The sequence below is a fragment of the Phocaeicola plebeius DSM 17135 genome, assembly GCF_000187895.1.
Classification (GTDB): domain Bacteria; phylum Bacteroidota; class Bacteroidia; order Bacteroidales; family Bacteroidaceae; genus Phocaeicola; species Phocaeicola plebeius.
The window spans coordinates 233,778-253,300 of sequence record NZ_DS990130.1; the positions used below are offsets into that span (position 1 = coordinate 233,778).

General features: G+C 43.4%; 14 protein-coding genes. 11 read left to right on the forward strand and 3 right to left on the reverse strand.

What is annotated here, in order from left to right:
• The first annotated feature begins 16 nt into the window (after positions 1-16).
• Genes BACPLE_RS09225 through BACPLE_RS09235 form a run of 3 tightly spaced genes read left to right on the forward strand, consistent with a single transcriptional unit; the run spans position 17 to position 3,245 of the window.
• Positions 17-742 carry a hypothetical protein gene (locus tag BACPLE_RS09225; protein WP_007561152.1) on the forward strand — a complete coding sequence of 242 codons (726 nt, stop codon included), beginning with the start codon at positions 17-19 and terminating at the stop codon, positions 740-742.
• 2 nt (positions 743-744) lie between these two features.
• The gene (locus BACPLE_RS09230; RefSeq protein ID WP_007561154.1) at positions 745-1,632 is read left to right on the forward strand and encodes a hypothetical protein; all 888 of its coding nucleotides are present in this window, start codon (positions 745-747) and stop codon (positions 1,630-1,632) included.
• Positions 1,632-3,245, forward strand: a complete 1,614-nt coding sequence (locus BACPLE_RS09235) for a PCMD domain-containing protein (RefSeq protein WP_007561156.1) — start codon at positions 1,632-1,634, stop codon at positions 3,243-3,245. Before BACPLE_RS09230 ends, BACPLE_RS09235 begins: the two co-directional genes overlap by 1 nt.
• Before the next feature lie 326 nt (positions 3,246-3,571).
• On the opposite strand, the gene BACPLE_RS09240 is transcribed toward BACPLE_RS09235, so the two are convergent.
• From BACPLE_RS09240 to BACPLE_RS09245, 3 genes are all read right to left on the reverse strand, one after another.
• Complete coding sequence (locus BACPLE_RS09240) at positions 3,572-4,906, reverse strand: NADP-specific glutamate dehydrogenase (protein WP_007561159.1); 1,335 nt, start codon at positions 4,904-4,906, stop codon at positions 3,572-3,574.
• Positions 4,907-5,074: 168 nt separating this feature from the next.
• Entirely contained in the window at positions 5,075-5,254 is a 180-nt protein-coding gene (locus BACPLE_RS19715; protein WP_081458118.1) for a hypothetical protein, read from the reverse strand.
• A 97-nt stretch (positions 5,255-5,351) separates the two neighbouring features.
• Entirely contained in the window at positions 5,352-7,637 is a 2,286-nt protein-coding gene (locus BACPLE_RS09245) for an NADP-dependent malic enzyme (protein WP_007561161.1), read from the reverse strand.
• Between the two features lie 344 nt (positions 7,638-7,981).
• Between BACPLE_RS09245 and BACPLE_RS09250 the strand changes: the two genes are divergently transcribed.
• From BACPLE_RS09250 to BACPLE_RS09285, 8 genes are all read left to right on the forward strand, one after another.
• Positions 7,982-9,187 carry an efflux RND transporter periplasmic adaptor subunit gene (locus BACPLE_RS09250; protein WP_185150573.1) on the forward strand — a complete coding sequence of 402 codons (1,206 nt, stop codon included), beginning with the start codon at positions 7,982-7,984 and terminating at the stop codon, positions 9,185-9,187.
• Between the two features lie 81 nt (positions 9,188-9,268).
• A complete protein-coding gene (locus BACPLE_RS09255; protein WP_007561165.1) occupies positions 9,269-12,499 on the forward strand; it encodes an efflux RND transporter permease subunit in 3,231 nt (1,076 codons plus the stop codon).
• 8 nt (positions 12,500-12,507) lie between these two features.
• On the forward strand, positions 12,508-13,890 hold the full coding sequence (locus BACPLE_RS09260) for a TolC family protein (RefSeq protein ID WP_007561167.1): 1,383 nt from the start codon (positions 12,508-12,510) through the stop codon (positions 13,888-13,890).
• A gap of 22 nt (positions 13,891-13,912) precedes the next feature.
• The gene (gene lpxA / locus BACPLE_RS09265; protein ID WP_007561168.1) at positions 13,913-14,680 is read left to right on the forward strand and encodes an acyl-ACP--UDP-N-acetylglucosamine O-acyltransferase; all 768 of its coding nucleotides are present in this window, start codon (positions 13,913-13,915) and stop codon (positions 14,678-14,680) included.
• Positions 14,681-14,688: 8 nt separating this feature from the next.
• Positions 14,689-15,330: a TetR/AcrR family transcriptional regulator gene (locus BACPLE_RS09270; protein WP_007561170.1), complete on the forward strand. Its 642-nt coding sequence runs from the start codon at positions 14,689-14,691 to the stop codon at positions 15,328-15,330.
• Positions 15,331-15,561: 231 nt separating this feature from the next.
• Positions 15,562-16,938, forward strand: a complete 1,377-nt coding sequence (locus BACPLE_RS09275; RefSeq protein ID WP_007561172.1) for an SGNH/GDSL hydrolase family protein — start codon at positions 15,562-15,564, stop codon at positions 16,936-16,938.
• Positions 16,925-17,893 (forward strand): GDSL-type esterase/lipase family protein, encoded by a 969-nt coding sequence (locus tag BACPLE_RS09280; protein WP_007561174.1) that lies wholly within the window; start codon positions 16,925-16,927, stop codon positions 17,891-17,893. The genes BACPLE_RS09275 and BACPLE_RS09280 overlap by 14 nt, the downstream gene beginning before the upstream one ends.
• A complete protein-coding gene (locus tag BACPLE_RS09285; protein WP_007561176.1) occupies positions 17,859-19,361 on the forward strand; it encodes an MBOAT family O-acyltransferase in 1,503 nt (500 codons plus the stop codon). The genes BACPLE_RS09280 and BACPLE_RS09285 overlap by 35 nt, the downstream gene beginning before the upstream one ends.
• Positions 19,362-19,523: the final 162 nt, after the last annotated feature.

Consider the following 19,523-nt stretch of genomic DNA (forward strand, 5'->3'; position numbering starts at 1 on the left):
TAATTCGATTGAATTTGTGAAGAAACTGTTATGTATAATATGTCTTGCGTGTACTGCCTTAGGGGGGTATGCGCAAGATACTCAAAAGAAACTTCCGCCAAAAGTTTTTGTCCCTAAAGGACAATGGATTGTCGGAAGTTCTGTTTCGTATTCAGAACATACGGAAAATAATTATGACTTTCTGGTTGTGGAAAAAATAAATTCGGACGGGTATTCTTTCAAACTCAGTCCGATGTTTGCCTATGCCTTGAAAGACAATATGGCGTTGGGAGGACGCTTTAAGTATGGACGTACGTTGGTACGTATGGATGAGACACAGTTGAAACTTGATGATGAAAATCAATTTGATATCAACAATGTGTATCAGCTGAAACATTCCTATTCTGCCATGGCTGTTTTTCGAAATTATATACCATTGGGTGACAGTAAACGGTTTGCGATTTTTAGTGAGACTCAGTTGGAGGTAGGTGGAAGCCAGTCGAAGGTATCGAATGGAAAAGGTGAAGCACTTACTGGTACCTATTCTAAGTCAGTAGATCTTGGATTTGGAGTTTCTCCAGGAATGGTGGCTTTTATCAATAACTATACAGCGGTAGAAGTGAGTATTGGTGTGCTAGGAGTTAATTTGAGTAAGAAGCAGCAGGTGACAAATCAAGTAGAAACAGGTGAACAGTCGTCCACTTCTGCGAATTTTAAAATTAATATATTCTCAATAGGCTTGGGAATTGCATTTTATTTGTAAGCATGATGAAGATAAAATTGTGGTACATAGTGTGGTGTTTGCTTTTTTGTGTGGGCTGCTTGCAAATGAAAGCTCAGAATGTGGATTCTGTATCAGTAGTCCGTGGAGATTCGTTGTTTAAATATAAACTGGTGGTGGTTCATGACACTGTGTATGTGCCGATTCCAGAAACGAAAATGCCTGTTGATTCTTCACGAATTATTTACACTAAACCTGTGGGTCGATATGATCGTGGAATCACTAATTATCGTTTTATACCAAAGCATAAATGGATAGGCGGTGTAACGGTTTCGGTTTTTAACTTTGAAAGTGACAATAGTAGATTATTGTTTTCCTTATTGAAGGATATTGATTTAAACTTACGTACTTTATCTGTAAAGCCTTTTGTCGGTTATGCGATAAAGGATAATACGGTGATTGGCTTGAAATTTGGCTATTCTCGTATTTCAGGTGGAATCAATAATTTAGCATTGAATATTGAAGATTTGGATATTTCGTTGAAAGATATAAAATATACGGATGATTCATATTCTTTCAGTTTTTTTCATCGTTCCTATATTGGATTGGATCACAAAGGATTATTCGGGCTTTTTAATGAAACAGCATTGGGATATAGTACAGGGTCTACTCGTTTTTCACGTGGGGCGGATGATGATTTAAAATATACAGATACATCAATCAACCAGTTAAAGGTTGGAATCAATCCAGGAATTGCTATTTTTATCATGCCTAACGTGGGTGCCGAAGTTTCGTTTGGAGTAGCGGGGTTTACCTATAATTGGGAAAAACAGAAAAAGAGTACAGGTGAAACTGGAAAGCGTACGAATAGTGGAGCGAACTTTAAGATTAACTTGTTTAATATTAATATTGGTATAACGGTGTGTATCTGATGATGGGAAAGATGGTAGCATATAGAAGAGTAGTGAGATGGATGGTTTGCTTGTCTGTTTGTTTGCTAGTATCCTGTATACAGAATGACTTACCTTATCCTACCGTGAAACTTTATATAACGGGGATGACTGTGGAAGGTCAGGTGGGAAGTGCTGTGATTTCGAATGATGAACGAAAGGTGACGCTGGAGCTTGGAGAAACCGTAAACCCTCAGAAGGTAAGAGTACAGACTTTTGATATCACAGAAGGAGGAACAGCTAGTATTGGCCCTGATTCAATTATAGACTTGACAAAGCCTTTATCGGTGACTTTGTCTTTGTATCAGGACTATGTATGGACAATACAGGCAAATCAGACGATAGCACGTGCATTCACTGTGACTGGACAGATCGGGCAGGCTAAGTTTTATCCTGAAACTCATGAAGCTTCTGTCAATATTCCTAGAGAACAAGGTTTAAGAAATATTGAAGTGACAGACTTGAAACTTGGACCGGAGGGTGCAACACAAAATGGAGTGGAGGGAGTACCTACGCTTCAATGGGAGAAAAAGGGAGCCTTTGCTACATCGAAGGTACAGGTGCAATTTAGTGATTTTATAGATGAAGAGTGGACTTTGTATGTGAATCTCTCAGATATAACTGTAGGAGTAAATAGCGTAGATGCATGGACGAATGTGGCTTGGGTAAATGGATTTGGCCGCGATGGTGAAGATAATGGCTGTGAATATAAAAAAGAAGGTGATGCTGACTGGATACGAGTAGATGCTTCTGAACTGAAGCATGATGGAGGTGATTTCACAGCTCGTATAATCCATTTGCAAGCAAATACAACGTATGTATGTCGTGCTTATTCAGGTGAGGAATATGGAGAAGAAATGAGCTTTACCACCGGCGATGCTGTGACTATTCCTAATATGAGTTTTGATGAATGGCATCAGGATGAGAAGGTGATATGCCCTTGGAAGGAGGGGGATGAATCCTGGTGGGATACAGGTAACTGGGGTAGTACCACCTTGTCTGCAAATGACAACATCACGCAACCTACATCGGATATTTGGAGTGGGGCTGCTGCGGGTAGTCAGGCTGCAGTTTTGGGCTCAAAATTTGTGGGTATTGGAAGTATTGGAAAGTTTGCCGCTGGTAATTTGTTTCTTGGTGAATATAGAGCAACTGATGGAACGAATGGTATTTTAGGTTTTGGGCGTGAATTTTCTGCCCGGCCTACAAAACTAAAAGGGCATTTTAAATATACTGTATCCACAATCAATTATACAGATGATGCTCATGCAGCTTTGATGGGGAAACCTGATACATGTATTGTTTGGATAGCTTTAGGAGATTGGAGTGAACCTGTAGAAATACGGACAAATCCGAAAAACTCAAAATATTTTGATAAAAATGACCCGAATATCATCGCATACGGTGAAATGAATTGTGGTGAAACGATATCGGCTTATAAGGATTTTGAGATTGATTTGGATTATCGTTCTACTAGCCGTGTGCCCAAGTATCTGTTGATAGTATGTTCAGCTAGTAAATATGGTGATTATTTTACAGGAGGAGCTGGTTCTACCATGTGGGTGGATGAGTTTAGTCTTGAATATGATTATTAGAACTTATGTGAAGGTTCATTCTGAATAGAAATTCATGGTAAACAAGTCTCTTGTTTCATTTGTTAATAATGGATACAGATAAACTTGTTTACCATGAATTTTGTTATACGTAATCTGTTTTTATTCTTTATATTGTGTATGAACAGGATGCTTCTGGCGGGAGATTATTCACTTATATGAAGTGAATGTATAATGAAGACCTGAAAATAAAAATCGTGATTCTGGTGTTGCTGGATAAAGGTCTTTATTGGAAGTCGTTCTTTGAAAGCAAAAACGGATGAAACCTGAATAGGCCCCATCCGTTTTATTATGATTGAGATAGAGAGTTATACAATTCCCTGAGCCATCATAGCGTTAGCTACTTTCATGAATCCGGCTACGTTAGCACCCTTCACATAGTTGATATAACCATCAGGTTCTGTTCCGTATTTTACGCAAGCTTCGTGAATGTTCTTCATGATGCTCTTCAGTTTTTCGTCTACTTCTTCCTGGCTCCAGCTCAGTTTGATAGAGTTCTGAGTCATTTCCAGACCTGATACAGATACACCACCAGCATTGGCTGCTTTACCCGGAGCGTAAAGAATCTTCGCATCCTGAAATACGCGGATTGCTTCTGGAGTAGAAGGCATGTTTGCACCTTCTGATACGGCGAATACTCCATTTGCTACCAGTGCTTTTGCATCATCACCGTTGATTTCATTCTGTGTAGCAGAAGGAAGAGCGATGTCTGCTTTTTCATTCCAAGGACGAGCACCTGCTACGTATTTGCAACCGTATTTTTCTGCATATTCACGGATACGTCCGCGGTAGAGGTTCTTCAATTCCATGATGTAATCCAGTTTCTCACGGTCAATACCGTCCGGGTCATAGATGTAACCATCAGAGTCGGACATGGTAACTACTTTAGCACCCAACTGGATTAGTTTTTCTACAGTATACTGTGCTACGTTTCCTGAACCAGATACCAGACAAGTCTTACCCTTGATGTCGATGTTACGAGTTTTCAGCATTTCCAGCAAGAAATAGATGTTACCGTAGCCTGTAGCTTCCGGACGGATAAGTGAACCACCAAATTCACGGCCTTTACCAGTCAATACACCGCTGAATTCGTGAGTCAGTTTTTTGTACATACCGAACATGTAACCTACTTCACGACCGCCTACACCTATATCACCGGCAGGAACGTCAGTTTCAGGACCGATGTGACGCCACAATTCCAGCATGAATGCCTGGCAGAAACGCATTACTTCTGCATTTGATTTACCACGTGGAGAGAAGTCAGATCCACCTTTGCCACCACCCATCGGAAGAGTAGTCAGTGAGTTCTTGAAGGTCTGTTCGAATGCCAGGAACTTCAAAATTCCCAGGTTTACAGAGCTGTGGAAACGGATACCGCCTTTGTACGGGCCGATAGCGTTGTTGTGTTGCACACGGTAACCCATGTTGGTCTGGATGTTACCTTTGTCGTCCATCCAAGTGACGCGGAACTGATATACGCGATCAGGAATACACAGACGTTCAATCAAGTTTACTTTGTCGAATTCAGGGTGTTTGTTGTATTCCTCTTCGATAGTTCCTAACACTTCTTCTACTGCCTGATGATACTCAGGTTCATTGGGGAATCTTCTTTTCAGATCTTCCAGAACTTTAGCTGCATTCATAATTAAAAAAGATTATCTGTCTTATTTATTGGTTTTGAAAAATCACAGTAATATGTTTCTTTTTGTTTGATGTGCCAAAAATATAGATAAAAATTTATTTATGCAACAATAAATCAAGAAAAGTAAGAAAAAAGCGTCAAAAATCCCTTTTTATCTATTTATTCGTGTTTATTTGTTTCTGCTTTTAAGTGATTTAATTACAGGGATAAACACCAAAGCTCCTGATATGAGAATCATAATGACAAGCGGACCGTCAATTTTGGGAGTAGAGGTGAGTACTAAAAAGCAAAGTGCAGCCCAGCATAAAGTAAGTACGACACATTGTGTATGATTGAGTGGTTTTCTCATGGTTTATAGAAAAATAATACACGGAGGAACGGTGGCAAGGGTGAATGTTTTGGCTTGCGGCTGCTCCTCCGTGTAAGGTGAAATAAATCAGTAATGTTTATTGTGCTTTCTTCTTCTTGTCGACAATGGCATCAATGCAGGCGATAGCTGTGATATTGACAATATCGCGTACAGAGCTTTCAATGTCGGTGAAGTGAATTGGTTTGTTCAATCCCATCTGAATCGGGCCGATCACTTCGGTCTCACTCATGTTTTGAATGAGTTGATAGGTAGCATTGGCGGAACTCAGGTTAGGGAATACCAAAGTGTTTACTTCTTTTCCTTTTAAGCGTGTGAACGGATATTTCTCATCACGAAGGGCATTATTCAAGGCGAATTTCACTTGCATTTCACCGTCAATGGCCAAATCCGGATATTCCTGATGAAGCTGGTTGATAGCTTCGTGTACCTTCGCCGGACTTCCTTCTGCGTCGGAACCGAAGTTTGAATAAGACAGCATAGCCATTACCGGTTCCTGGTTGAAGAAACGCACAGCCTTGGCCGACAGTTTGGCAATGTCTATCAAGGTATCGGTGTCTGGATGACGGTTAATCAATGTATCGGCAATGAAATAAGTTCCTTTCTTGGAATTCAGAATATGCATGGTACCGAAATGCTTGTATCCAGGCTGGATGCCGATAACTTCCTTAGCCACCTTGATTGTGTTGGAATATTTGGTGTATAATCCGGTTACAAAGGCATCAGCTTCGCCGGTTTCCACCATCATCATACCGAAGTAGTTGCGTTCAAACATCTTGTCGTTGGCCTCTTGGAAATTTGCGCCTTCGCGGGCACGTTTCTCGCAGAGGATGCGTGCATAGCGTTCACGGCGTTCTGATTCGCGGTCGTGGCGCAGGTTGACGATTTCAATGCCCTCCAGGCTCAGGTCAAGTTCTTTAGCCAATTTTTCAATGCGTTCTTCGTTACCTAAAAGAATCGGATGGCAGATACCTTCAGCTTTGGCTTCTACTGCTGCTTTCAGCATGTTCGGATGAATACCTTCAGCAAATACCACGCGCTGTGGATTGCGGCGGGCGGTTTCATACAACTGGCGGGTCAGCTTGTTTTCCTGTCCCATCAGTTCTCTCAGGTGATTTTTGTATTCATCCCAGTCGGTAATCTGTTTACGGGCTACTCCTGATTCCATGGCTGCTTTAGCTACGGCCATAGATACTTCGGTAATCAAACGCGGGTCAACCGGTTTCGGGATGAAGTATTCAGGTCCGAAGGTCAGGTTGTTCACATGATAAGCTTCGTTCACTACGTCGGGTACAGGTTTCTTTGCTAGGTCGGCAATGGCATGTACGGCCGCCAGCTTCATCTCTTCGTTGATGGCAGTGGCTCGAGTGTCAAGTGCACCGCGGAAGATATAGGGGAATCCAATCACATTGTTTATCTGGTTCGGATAGTCAGAACGTCCGGTTGACATCAATACGTCCGGGCGGGAAGCCATGGCATCTTCGTATGAAATTTCTGGAGTCGGATTGGCCAGAGCAAATACGATAGGATGAGAAGCCATGCTGCGTACCATATCTTGGCTCAGCACATTACCTCTGGAAAGACCAAGGAATACATCGGCTCCCTTGATGGCTTCTGCCAGTGTATGGATGTCAGTACGGTCAGTAGCAAAGAATTTTTTCTGCTCGTTCAGGTCTGTACGCTCTTTAGAAATCACTCCTTTACTGTCGAGCATGACAATGTTTTCCAAGCGTGCACCGAGGGCTACATATAATTTAGTACAAGATACGGCAGATGCACCGGCACCGTTGACTACGATTTTTACCTCTTCAATTTTCTTTCCGGCTACTTCCAGTGCATTCAGCAATCCGGCACTGGAGATGATGGCTGTACCGTGCTGGTCGTCATGCATTACCGGGATGTCCAGTTCCTCCTTCAGTCTCTGTTCTATTTTGAAGCACTCAGGAGCTTTGATGTCTTCCAGGTTGATACCTCCGAAGGTAGGAGCAATGGCTTTTACCGCTTCGATAAATTTATCCGGGTCTTTTTCATTTACTTCAATATCGAATACGTCGATTCCAGCATAAATTTTAAAAAGCAGTCCCTTTCCTTCCATTACGGGTTTTCCACTCATGGCACCTATGTCTCCTAAGCCCAGTACAGCAGTTCCGTTAGAGATAACGGCTACTAAGTTACCTTTGTCGGTATAGTCGTATGCCGTATCCGGATTCTTCTGGATTTCCAGACATGGCTCTGCTACTCCTGGTGAATACGCCAGTGATAAATCACGTTGAGTTTGATAAGGTTTGGTGGGGACTACTTCTATTTTCCCCGGTTTGCCTTGTGAGTGATAGAGCAAGGCTGCTTCTTTCGTTATTTTTGTCATATTTCTTCGTTTTTTAGTTGTTTCAAAGAATAATGTATCGCGCAAATGTAGGAATAAAATAACAAATGGACTGTTTTTTTCTGAAAAAAACTATAAAATGAATTAGACTTATTTTTTCGATAATAAAACTTTTTTGTCGATAGTTTTTGTCGATTGGTCTGATAATATTGGCTATATGTAATGATATTAGGGCATTATGGTTATTCTTAGTTAAAGCCACTTTCCGGACCTTGATTTTTTTTCTATATTTGCACGATAAAAAACTAGAGAAGGGTGTAAAGTTTTCAGTGGAAAACTTTAATAGAGAGAAGAGATAAAACTAAATTTTATATATGAATATAAGTATGAGCACAAAAAGAAACAGAAGTTTTTCTTCTAGCCGAGTGGCATTCTATGCATTGACTCTTTCGGTGCTGACTGCATGTGGAGGCGGTCAGGGGGGTATGAAAATGGGTGATGATGAATTTGCGGTTGAAACACTTGCAGCTGCTTCTAGCAATCAGACAACCCAGTATCCCGCTACAATTAAAGGTTTGCAGGATATTGAAATTCGTCCGCAAGTATCAGGATTTATCGTGAAGTTGTGTGTAGACGAAGGTGCTACAGTTCGTAAGGGACAGGCTTTGTTCCAGATTGATCCTACACAGTATAAGGCTGCATACGATCAGGCTAAAGCAAGCGTTGCTTCAGCAAAAGCTAACCTGGAAACTGTTACTTCAACTGAAGCAAACAAGAAGATGTTGCATGAGCAGAAAATTATCAGTGATTTTGAATACCAGACAGCTGTGAACAATTTGCTTTCAGCTAAAGCAAGCCTGGCTCAGGCTGAAGCTGCTTATGCCGCTGCAAAACAGAATTTGGGTTTTTGTACAGTAACCAGTCCTTCAGATGGAGTAATTGGTACTTTCCCGTATCGTGTAGGTGCATTGGTTGGTCCTTCTGCGGCTGAACCGTTGACTACCGTTTCTCAGATTGGAGATATGTACGTATATTTCTCAATGACTGAAAAACAGTTACTGGCTTTGACTAAAGCAGGTGGTACATTGAAGGAACAGTTGGAAAAAATGCCTGCTGTCAAGTTGCAGTTGTCTGATGGAACAATGTATTCAGAAGAGGGTAAGATTGATGCCGTGAGTGGTGTAATCGACCAGACAACTGGTTCTGTAAGCATGCGTGCAATTTTCCCGAACAAGCAGAATATCCTTCGTAGTGGAGGTATGGCTAACGTGGTATTCCCATACACTATGAGCGACATTATCCTGATTCCTCAAACTGCTACTCAGGAAATTCAGGACAAGAAGTTTGTGTATGTATTACAGTCTGACAATACTATCAAGCATACAGAAGTACAAGTCTCTAACTTGAATGATGGTAAGCATTACATCGTGACAGGTGGACTGAAGCCTGGGGATAAGATTGTTGTAGAAGGTGTTCAGACATTGAAAGACGGACAAAAGATTACTCCGATTACACAGGCTGAAAAAGAAGCTAAATTCCAGAAGGCGTTACAAGACCAGCGGGATGGTAACATTCAGACAGCTTTTAAATAATAAAAAATGATTCTTATGGTGCTGGGGGAATGTGTTTGATGAAAATCTCTCAGAACTATAATTATAAATGGTATTTAAAGAATGAAACTAGATAAATTTATTAACCGTCCGGTACTGTCAACCGTAATTTCTATTTTGATAGTAATTCTGGGTGTGATTGGTTTGGCCACCCTGCCGGTTACACAATATCCGGACATTGCACCTCCTACCGTATCGGTAAGAGCAACGTATACAGGTGCGAATGCACAGACTGTGTTGAACTCAGTGATTGCTCCGCTGGAAGACCAGATTAACGGTGTAGAAAACATGATGTACATTCAGTCTAGTGCCTCAAACAATGGTTCTGCTGAAATAAGTGTTTATTTTAATCAGGGTACTGACCCGGATATGGCTGCGGTCAACGTACAGAACCGTGTGTCTATGGCACAAGGTCTGTTGCCGGCAGAAGTAACCAAGGTGGGTGTGACCACACAGAAACGTCAGAACTCTATGTTGTTGATTTTCTCATTGTATGATGCAGAAGATAAGTATAACATTGAGTTTATTGAAAACTATGCCAAGATTAACTTGATTCCGGAAGTTCAGCGTGTAAAAGGTGTAGGTGATGCCAACGTGATGGGGCAGGACTACTCTATGCGTATTTGGTTGAAGCCGGATGTGATGGCTCAGTACAATTTAGTTCCGTCTGATATCTCTGGTGTATTGGCAGAACAGAATATTGAAGCTGCACCTGGACAGTTTGGTGAACGTGGTAATCAGACTTTCCAGTACACCATTCGTTACAAAGGTCGTTTGCAGCAGACTGAAGAATTTGAAGATATTGTAGTGAAGGCTCTGCCTAACGGTGAAGTGCTCCGTTTGGGAGATGTAGCCCGTATCGAACTGGGACGTCTGGCTTATACCTTTAATAATACAGTAAACGGTCATAAGGCTGTAACTTGTATCGTATTCCAGATGGCAGGAACCAATGCGACTGAAACAATCAACAACTTGCTGGATGTTATTAGTAAGGCTGAAGAAAGCTTGCCTGCCGGATTGAAGATTAACGTGGCTCAGAATGCCAATGACTTCTTGTATGCGTCTATTCACGAAGTTATCAAGACTTTGATTGAGGCGTTTGTGCTGGTGTTCATCGTAGTATATGTGTTCTTGCAGGATATGCGTTCTACATTGATTCCGGCCATTGCCATTCCGGTAGCCTTGATTGCTACTTTCTTCGTATTGAAACTGATTGGATTTAGTGTGAACTTGCTGACACTTTCGGCGATGGTGCTTGCCATTGCGATTGTGGTCGACGATGCTATTGTGGTGGTGGAAGGTGTACATGCCAAGTTGGACCAGGGATACAAATCATCTCGTGAGGCTTCTATCGATGCCATGAGTGAACTCGGTGGTGCACTGGTTTCTATTACATTGGTCATGATGTCCGTGTTTATCCCGGTAAGTTTCATGGGAGGTACAGCCGGTACATTCTATCGTCAGTTCGGTATTACGATGGCGATTTCTATCGCATTCTCAGCATTGAACGCGTTGACACTGTCTCCGGCTTTGTGTGCCATTTTCCTGAAACCGCATGATTCAGAACACAAGCAGAAGAAGATGAGTATGGTCGATCGTTTCCATACCTCTTTCAACGCAGCATACGATTCATTGCTGAAGAGCTATAAGAAGCGTGTCGTATTCTTTATTCATAAGAAATGGCTTTCATTCGGACTGGTGGCTGCATCTATCGTATTGTTGATGTTCTTTATGAAGACCACTCCGACGGGTATGGTGCCGAATGAAGATACTGGTACTATCATGGGTGCTGTGACATTGCCTCCTGGTACTTCTCAGGAACGCGCTATGGAAGTGTTGGCCAAGGTAGACAGCCTGGTAGCTGCAGAACCTGCCGTTCAGTCTCGTACTATCATTTCTGGATATAGCTTTATTGGTGGACAAGGACCTTCTTACGGTTCTGTCATCATCAAGTTGAAAGACTGGGAAGAACGTTCTATGATGCAGAATTCAGATATTATCTATTCTACTTTGTTCTTGCGTGCACAGAAAGTCATTAAGGATGCACAGGTATTGTTCTTTGCTCCTCCGATGATTCCGGGTTATTCAGTATCAAGCGATATTGAATTGAACATGCAGGATAAGACCGGTGGTTCACTGGATCACTTCTTTGAAGTAGTAAATAGCTATACAGCTGCATTGGAAGCACGTCCGGAAATCAATTCAGCGAAGACTACTTTCAACCCGAGCTTCCCGCAGTATCAGCTTGACATTGATGCAGCAGCTTGTAAAAAGGCAGGCATCAGCCCGAGCGATATTCTTTCTACCATGCAGGGATATTTTGGAGGTTTGTATGCTTCTAACTTCAACCGTTTCGGTAAGATGTATCGTGTAATGATTCAGGCTGAGCCGGATGCTACTAAGAACATGGAATCGTTGAACGGAGTGAAAGTACGTGGTAGCAATGGAGAAATGGCTCCTATCACACAGTTCGTAAGCATGAAGAAAGTATACGGTCCGGATATTATCAACCGTTTCAACCTGTACACTTCAATGAAGGTGATGGTGGCTCCTGCTTCTGGTTATACTTCCGGTCAGGCATTGCAGGCTATTGCTGAAGTGGCTAAGGAAAATCTTCCGATGGGATTCGGTTACGAATTGGGAGGTATGGCACGTGAGGAAGCACAGTCAAGTGGCAGTACAACAGGTATTATCTTCGTACTTTGCTTCGTCTTCGTTTACTTGCTGCTGAGTGCCCAGTATGAAAGTTACATTCTGCCGTTGGCCGTATTGCTTTCTGTACCGTTTGGTTTGATGGGTAGCTTCATCTTCGTCAACGGATTTAGTGCATTGGGAAGTATTCCTGCATTGAAGATGATTTTGGGAACCATGTCAAATGACATTTACATGCAGATTGCCTTGATTATGTTGATGGGTCTGTTGGCTAAGAATGCCATCTTGATTGTTGAGTTTGCCCTTGACCGTCGTAAACAAGGTATGAGTATTTCCTGGGCAGCCGTATTGGGTGCTGCAGCCCGTCTTCGTCCGATTTTGATGACTTCATTGGCCATGATTGTCGGTTTGATTCCGTTGATGTTGGCTATGGGTGTAGGAGCTCACGGTAACCGTACATTGGGTGCTTCGGCTATCGGTGGTATGTTAATCGGTATGATTTTCCAGATTTTCATCGTTCCGGTATTGTTCGTGGTATTCCAGTGGTTACAGGAGAAATTCAAACCAATGGAATGGGATAGCCTCGATGAAAGTGAAGTGGAAGCTGAAATTGAACAGTATTCTCCTAATACGCATAAATAAGATTGATAATGAAAAAACAGATAATAGGAATGATGTGTCTGGCTGCCATGATGAGCAGTTGCCACATTTACAAAGCTTATGACCGTCCGGAAACGATAGATGCCTCAGGCGTCTATCGTGACCCGGCTTCGGCAACCGATACACTGGCTGCCGATACGGCTAATATGGGAAATTTGCCTTGGAAAGACATTTTCCGTGATGCCAAACTGCAGGCCTTGATTGAGGAAGGATTGGCTAATAATGTAGATATGCAGGCTGCTGCGCTCCGTGTACAGGAAGCGAATGTGATGCTGACTGCAGCTAAATTATCTTATTTGCCTTCTATTAATCTGGCTCCACAAGGTTCTACAACCAGCATGGGAGGTGGAAATTATGTAAAGGCATACCAGCTTCCAGTGTCTGCCAGCTGGGAAATTGACTTGTTCGGAAAGATTCTGAATACCAAACGTGGTCAGAAAGTAGCCTACGAACAGAGCCAGTATGCAGAACAGGCTGTACGTTCACAAATTATTTGTGGTATAGCTAACGTGTACTATTCTTTGCTGATGCTCGACCGTCAGGTAGAAATTACGACTGAAACGGCTGCTATCTATAAAGAAAACGTACGAGTAATGGAAGCCATGAAAATTGCCGGTATGACAACCGAAGCTGCTGTAGCACAGATGCGTGCTGCCAGCCATCAGGTTGAGGCTTCATTGATGGATTTGAAACGTCAGGTGCGTGAAACAGAAAATTCATTAGCTGTGCTGTTGGCTAAGGCTCCTCAGACCATCGAACGCAGTACATTGGACGAACAGGTTATGCCGGAAGAACTGGCTGCGGGCGTACCGATGCAGTTGCTGGAAAACCGTCCGGACGTGAAGATGGCTGAAATGACGCTTGCTGCGGCTTATTATACAACTAATTCCGCACGTGCAGCATTCTATCCGGGCTTGAACATTACAGGTCTGGCTGGATGGACAAACGGCTCAGGTGTTACAGTGGCTAATCCGGGTGAATTTATGTTGCAGGCTTTGGCTTCATTGGCTCAGCCTATTTTCAATAACGGTAAGCTGATTGCTAACCTGAAGGTTTCAAAAGCAGAAGAAAAGATTGCTCAGATGAATTATCAGCAGACTATCCTGGAAGCTGGTAAGGAAGTGAGCGATGCTTTGTATCTGTTCGATACACAGAATAAGAAACTGGTGGAAGACCGTGGACAGGTAGAACAGTTGGATAAGGCGGTGACTTATACCAAAGCCTTGTTCCAAAGTGGAGATGCCACTTATCTGGAAATCCTGACTGCACAGCAGAATCTGTTGAGCGCACAGCTGTCAGAGGTAGCTGATAATTTCCAGCGTATGCAAGCTGTCATCAACTTGTACAGTGCGTTGGGAGGAGGAAGAAATTGATTAACCTTAAAATGAGAAAACTATGATAAGTCCTTTAGCTTATGTAGATCCGTCAGCCAAATTGGGTAAGAACGTGACGGTTCATCCATTTGCCTATATCGACAAGAATGTAGAGATAGGCGATGACAACGTGATTATGCCCTATGCCAGTCTGATGAGCGGCACACGTATGGGAAATGGAAATACAGTTTATCAGGGAGCTGTTGTGGCAGCAGTTCCCCAGGATTTTGCCTTTACAGGTGAAGAAACACTGGCTATTATCGGCAATAACAATGTGATTCGTGAAAATGCCGTGATTATTCGCGGTACACATGCTTCACATGCTACGAAAGTGGGTAATGGTAACTTCATCATGAGTGGGGCCCGTCTTTCTCATGATGTGGAAGTGGGTAACCGTTGCATTATCGGTAACGGTTCACAGGTTTCAGGCAACTGTATTATCTATGACAATGCCATCCTTACTTCCAATGTGCTGATGCAGGGAAATACACGCCTGGGAAGTTTCTCAGTAGTGCAGGGTGGATGCCGTTTCATCAAGGACATTCCTCCATATATTGTAGCAGCCCATGAACCGATTGCATTCTATAGCATCAATACAAAGGTGCTGGAGCATACCGGTTTTTCTGAAACCATTATCAAACACATTGCACAAGCATATCGTATCCTTTATAAGGCCAATACTTCTTTGCATGATGCATTGGGACGTATTCGTGAACAGATTCCTAACGGACCGGAAATTGAAAACATTATCCAGTTTGTGGAAACTTCAAAATTAGGAATTATTCATTGATATAGATAATGGCAGGGCGAAGAAAGGAAAACGACCGTGAAGAGTTAAAGTTGCGTGTGGTGGAAACAGCTTCCAAGTCTTTTATGACTTTGGGGATTAAGGCTGTGCACATGGACGATATAGCAAGTTCGCTTTCTATATCCAAGCGTACGCTTTATGAGCTGTTTGGAGATAAAGAAGAACTTCTACTGGAAGTTTTCCGTTTCTATCGTCGTTGTATGAATGAGTATATGCAAGAGATTGCTTCCAGCGCGAACAATGTGCTGGAAGTAATCCTTACATTTTATGAGCGTAAGTTCAATGAGTTATGTACGGTAAACCCTTTGTTTTTTCGTGACTTGCGCAGATATTCCAAGGTGTTGGAATATATACACGATGACCGTCGCAGGGGAGATGCTGATGCGCTGGCCTATTTTCAAAAGGGGGTAGAGCAAGGTATTTTTCGCAGCGACATTAATTTCCAGATTATAAATCAGGCCATGGCCATGCAGATGGACTTGTTGATTTATTCAGACATTACAGACCATTATCCGCTGGCTGAAATCTATAGTGAAATCACTATCTTACACATGCGGGGGATTACCACAGAAAAAGGTTACCGCATGGTCGATGATTTTTTGAAGAATATTCGAGAAAAGCATATCGGATAATCTTTTTTACTTAAAATTCCTCTATCTTTGATTCCTTGAACATAGGATACGGTCCGGCAATATCTGTACTTAAAAGCAAGCTTTTGGCTTGGTATTGCTCTCACCTTTCACTATCTTTGATTTCTCGAAGATAGGATGCGGTTCGGCAATACTTGCGCTTAAAAGCAAGCTTTTGGCTTGGTATTGCTCTCACCTTTCACTATCTTTGCACCCGGTTTTAGAGGAAAGTTCATGAAGAATAAATTGTTATACACTTTTCTGTTCACCCTTCTGGTGGTGGCAGGTCTGTTTGCCATGCATTTTTTGCCGTCTGTTTCTTTTCGTGGCGAACCTTTGAGAAGGGTTGATTTGCTTTCAGATATTCGTATAAAGAAGGAAGTAGCAGAACCTATGGATTCTGATACACTGGTATTGCCGCCTCCCGTAAAGCCTGCTTTTGTGGATACCTGCAAGAGTGGAATGGTCTGCATTGAAGAATATGCCGATTCTGCGGGGCGTGGAATGGAGTATTTTTATGAGGCTTTGGGAAAGGTTTCTTCTTTAGGCCGCCCGGTACGTATTGCCTATTTCGGAGATTCATTTATTGAGGCCGACATCTTGACCGGTGACTTACGTGAAATGTTGCAGAAACGTTTTGGCGGATGTGGGGTAGGATATGTGCCCATCACAACGAAAATAGCCGGCTTCCGCCCTACGGTACATCATTCGTTTGGCGGATGGGGCAGTCATTCTATTACGGATTCCACCTATTTTGACCGTTCTCGTCAGGATATTTCCAATCATTATTTTATTCCTTCTTCGGGAGCTTATGTAAGCTTGAAAGGTGAGAAACGCTTCTTGTCGCATCTTGATACCTGCGAAGTGTCTACCTGTTATTTTCTGACTTCCGATTCTTTACGGCTGACTGCATCCGTCAATGGGGGAGAGGCACAGCCATTCTCTGTAGATGGAAAAGATGAATTACAAGCTGTGTCTGTGAACGGACGTATCGGCTCTGTGCGCTGGAAAGTGGAACAACTGGATTCTACGGCTTTGTTCTATGCCGTGACGATGGATCCGCGTCAAGGTGTGGTAGTCGATAACTTCAGTACCCGTGGAAGCAGCGGACAGCAGTTGGGTAATATTCCGATGTCGATACTTCGCCAATACAACCGTTTGCGTACATACGATTTGATTGTGTTGCAGTACGGGTTGAATGTGGCTTCAGACAAGGTAATGAACTATACCTATTACAAGGATGCGATGAAACCTATAGTGGAGCGTTTGAAGACGGCCTTTCCGGAGGCTTCTGTCCTGATTGTCGGTGTGGGAGATAGAGAAAACAAGGATGAAAACGGTGAATTGCGTACCATGCCGGGTGTGAAGCGTTTGATTCGTTACCAGCAGGCACTTGCGGCAGAAACGGGGGTGGCATTCTGGAATATGTTCGAAGCCATGGGAGGAGAAGGTAGTATGGTAGAGATGGTGAACCACAAGCCTCAGATGGCCAATTATGATTATACTCACATCAATTTCAGAGGAGGAAAGCACATTGCCGGACTTCTGTTTGAGACCTTGATGTACGGCAAGGAACAGTACGAAAAACGAAAAGCTTATGAAATGGAGTGAGATACGTTTTTTGGGGATACTCTTCGGGTTCCTTTTGGGAGCATTGCCGCTTTTAGCGCAGGATGCTTTGCCGGAGAAATCGCGTCCTGACCGTCATTCCGGACATGTGTCCGACAGCGAGGCCATGCAGCAGCTGATGCGTTTTGTGGAAGTCAGCAATCCGATGCCTGCCGGATTTAAGGGAACAACTGAAAATACGATTATAGACCCAACGCATGAACTGGAGCCTTTCTGGCAGAAGCTTTCCGTGCTCGACCGTCCGTTACGTATCGTGCACATCGGCGATTCTCATGTGCGGGGGCATGTGTATCCTTATATTGTACGGCGTCAGCTGGAAGACGATTTCGGACGGGAAGCTGTACTCGATATGCAGGTGAGTTACCGTACTTCGGGACTGGCGCAGGAAACGGGAGCCGCAGGGATTGTATATCACATCGTAGGAGTAAACGGAGCGACTTGTGCTTCTTTTGCTACCCCTGAGAACATTCGTCAGATTATCGAACTGAATCCGGACTTGGTTATTCTTTCGTTCGGCACCAATGAAGCGCATGGTCGCCGTTATTCTTCGGCGGAGCATCTGGCGCAGATGGACAATCTGTTGGGAGAACTGAAGAAAGGATGTCCGCAGGCGGTATATCTGCTGACTACTCCTCCCGGAGCCTATGTCCGCAATGGCCGGCGGGGCGCAAGGGTAATCAATCCTCGCACGAAATTAGTGGTAAAGACAGAACTGGATTATGCGGCTTCACGGGAACTCGCTATATGGGATATGTATCACGTGGTAGGAGGTGAACGCTATGCCTGTCTGAACTGGAGTAACGGAAACTATTTCCAGCGCGACAAGATTCATTTTACGCAGGACGGATATATTTTACAGGGATTATTATTACACGAAGCGATTATCAAATCATACAACAATTATGTGGAAACTCAACTGGACGGAACTTGGAATTGACTGGGACAGACTTAAGGATGTGCTGACGTACGATGCGTCGCAACCGATGATTTTCAGCAGTGGCTTCTTCTTGCTGCTTTTTCTCGGATTCAGCCTGATTTACCTGATTTTGCAGAAAAAGACTACGGCGCGTCTGCTGTTTGTTACCTTGTTTTCTTATTATTTCTATTATAAGAGCAGCGGGTTTTATTTCTTTCTGTTAGGCATTGTCACGGTGTCCGACTTCTTGCTGGCTCGCAGGATGGAACTGACCGTACAGCCTTGGAAACGGAAACTGTTGGTAGTATGCAGTTTGTGCATCAATCTCGGATTGCTTTGTTATTTCAAGTACACCAATTTCTTTTATGAGATGCTGGCTCCGTTGTGGCACGGGCAGTTTGAACCGCTGGACATATTCCTTCCGGTGGGAATTTCCTTCTTTACCTTCCAGTCGCTGAGTTATACCATCGACGTGTATCGTCGTGACCTGAAACCGTTGACTAACTTGTTGGATTACGCGTTTTATGTGTCGTTCTTTCCACAGTTGGTGGCAGGGCCCATCGTGCGTGCCCGCGACTTTATCCCGCAAATCCGTCAGCCCTTGTTTGTATCATCTGAGATGTTCGGACAAGGCATCTTCTTCATTGTAAGCGGCTTGTTCAAGAAAGCGGTGATTTCAGACTATATCAGTGTGAACTTTGTAGAACGTATTTTCGATAATCCGGGGTTGTATTCCGGGTTGGAAAACCTGTTTGGCGTCTACGGATATGCCTTGCAGATATACTGTGACTTTTCGGGCTACAGTGACATGGCCATCGGTATTGCCTTGTTGCTGGGATTCCGTTTCCCGCTCAACTTCGACTCCCCTTATAAGTCGGACAGTGTGACCGACTTCTGGCACCGATGGCACATTTCCCTGTCGTCCTGGTTGCGCGACTATCTTTATATCTCCCTGGGGGGTAACCGGAAAGGAAAAGTCCGTACCTACATCAACCTGATACTGACCATGCTGTTAGGTGGTTTGTGGCACGGTGCTTCGTGGAACTTTGTGGTGTGGGGCGGATTGCATGGAGTGGCACTGGCCTTGCATAAGTTCTTCCGCAACCTGTTGGGCCGGCCCAAGCAATACCGCAGTCGGGGAGTACGCAAATTCTTTGCCGTGGTGCTGACCTTCCATTTTGTGTGCTTCTGTTGGATATTCTTCCGAAACTCCACGTTTGAGGCTTCGGTGACCATGATTCGCCAGATATTTACAGCCTTCCATCCGGAATTGCTGGAGCAGCTCCTGACGGGCTATTGGAAGGTATTTGCACTGATGGGAGTAGGCTTCTTGCTTCATTTCTGTCCCGACAGCTGGCAGAATGCGTGCAGCCGGGGCATGGTGCGTATGCCTCTCGTAGCCCAGGCACTGATAATGATTGCATTGATTTATCTGGTTATTCAGGTGAAAAGCAGCGATATTCAGCCGTTTATCTACTTTCAGTTCTGATGCGTGTGATTGTATAGGCGTGTAAGGGTACAACTATTTTAGTTTTCGTTCTCTATTTTTTCAGGAAAAAATTAGGAGAAAAGACTGAATAATTGTATTTTTGTCACGCTTTCGAAATATCCTTTTTCAAAAAGGACGTTGGAAAGTGTGCTTATTGATATT

Bases quoted from the DNA above. Each gene is read 5' to 3' on its own strand.
- BACPLE_RS09230 (WP_007561154.1), top strand. From the start codon at position 745: ATGATGAAGATAAAATTGTGGTACATAGTGTGGTGTTTGCTTTTTTGT.
- BACPLE_RS09235 (WP_007561156.1), top strand. From the start codon at position 1,632: ATGATGGGAAAGATGGTAGCATATAGAAGAGTAGTGAGATGGATGGTT.
- BACPLE_RS09240 (WP_007561159.1), bottom strand. From the start codon at position 4,906: ATGAATGCAGCTAAAGTTCTGGAAGATCTGAAAAGAAGATTCCCCAAT.
- BACPLE_RS19715 (WP_081458118.1), bottom strand. From the start codon at position 5,254: ATGAGAAAACCACTCAATCATACACAATGTGTCGTACTTACTTTATGC.
- BACPLE_RS09245 (WP_007561161.1), bottom strand. From the start codon at position 7,637: ATGACAAAAATAACGAAAGAAGCAGCCTTGCTCTATCACTCACAAGGC.
- BACPLE_RS09250 (WP_185150573.1), top strand. From the start codon at position 7,982: ATGAGCACAAAAAGAAACAGAAGTTTTTCTTCTAGCCGAGTGGCATTC.
- BACPLE_RS09255 (WP_007561165.1), top strand. From the start codon at position 9,269: ATGAAACTAGATAAATTTATTAACCGTCCGGTACTGTCAACCGTAATT.
- BACPLE_RS09260 (WP_007561167.1), top strand. From the start codon at position 12,508: ATGAAAAAACAGATAATAGGAATGATGTGTCTGGCTGCCATGATGAGC.
- lpxA (WP_007561168.1), top strand. From the start codon at position 13,913: ATGATAAGTCCTTTAGCTTATGTAGATCCGTCAGCCAAATTGGGTAAG.
- BACPLE_RS09270 (WP_007561170.1), top strand. From the start codon at position 14,689: ATGGCAGGGCGAAGAAAGGAAAACGACCGTGAAGAGTTAAAGTTGCGT.
- BACPLE_RS09275 (WP_007561172.1), top strand. From the start codon at position 15,562: ATGAAGAATAAATTGTTATACACTTTTCTGTTCACCCTTCTGGTGGTG.
- BACPLE_RS09280 (WP_007561174.1), top strand. From the start codon at position 16,925: ATGAAATGGAGTGAGATACGTTTTTTGGGGATACTCTTCGGGTTCCTT.
- BACPLE_RS09285 (WP_007561176.1), top strand. From the start codon at position 17,859: ATGTGGAAACTCAACTGGACGGAACTTGGAATTGACTGGGACAGACTT.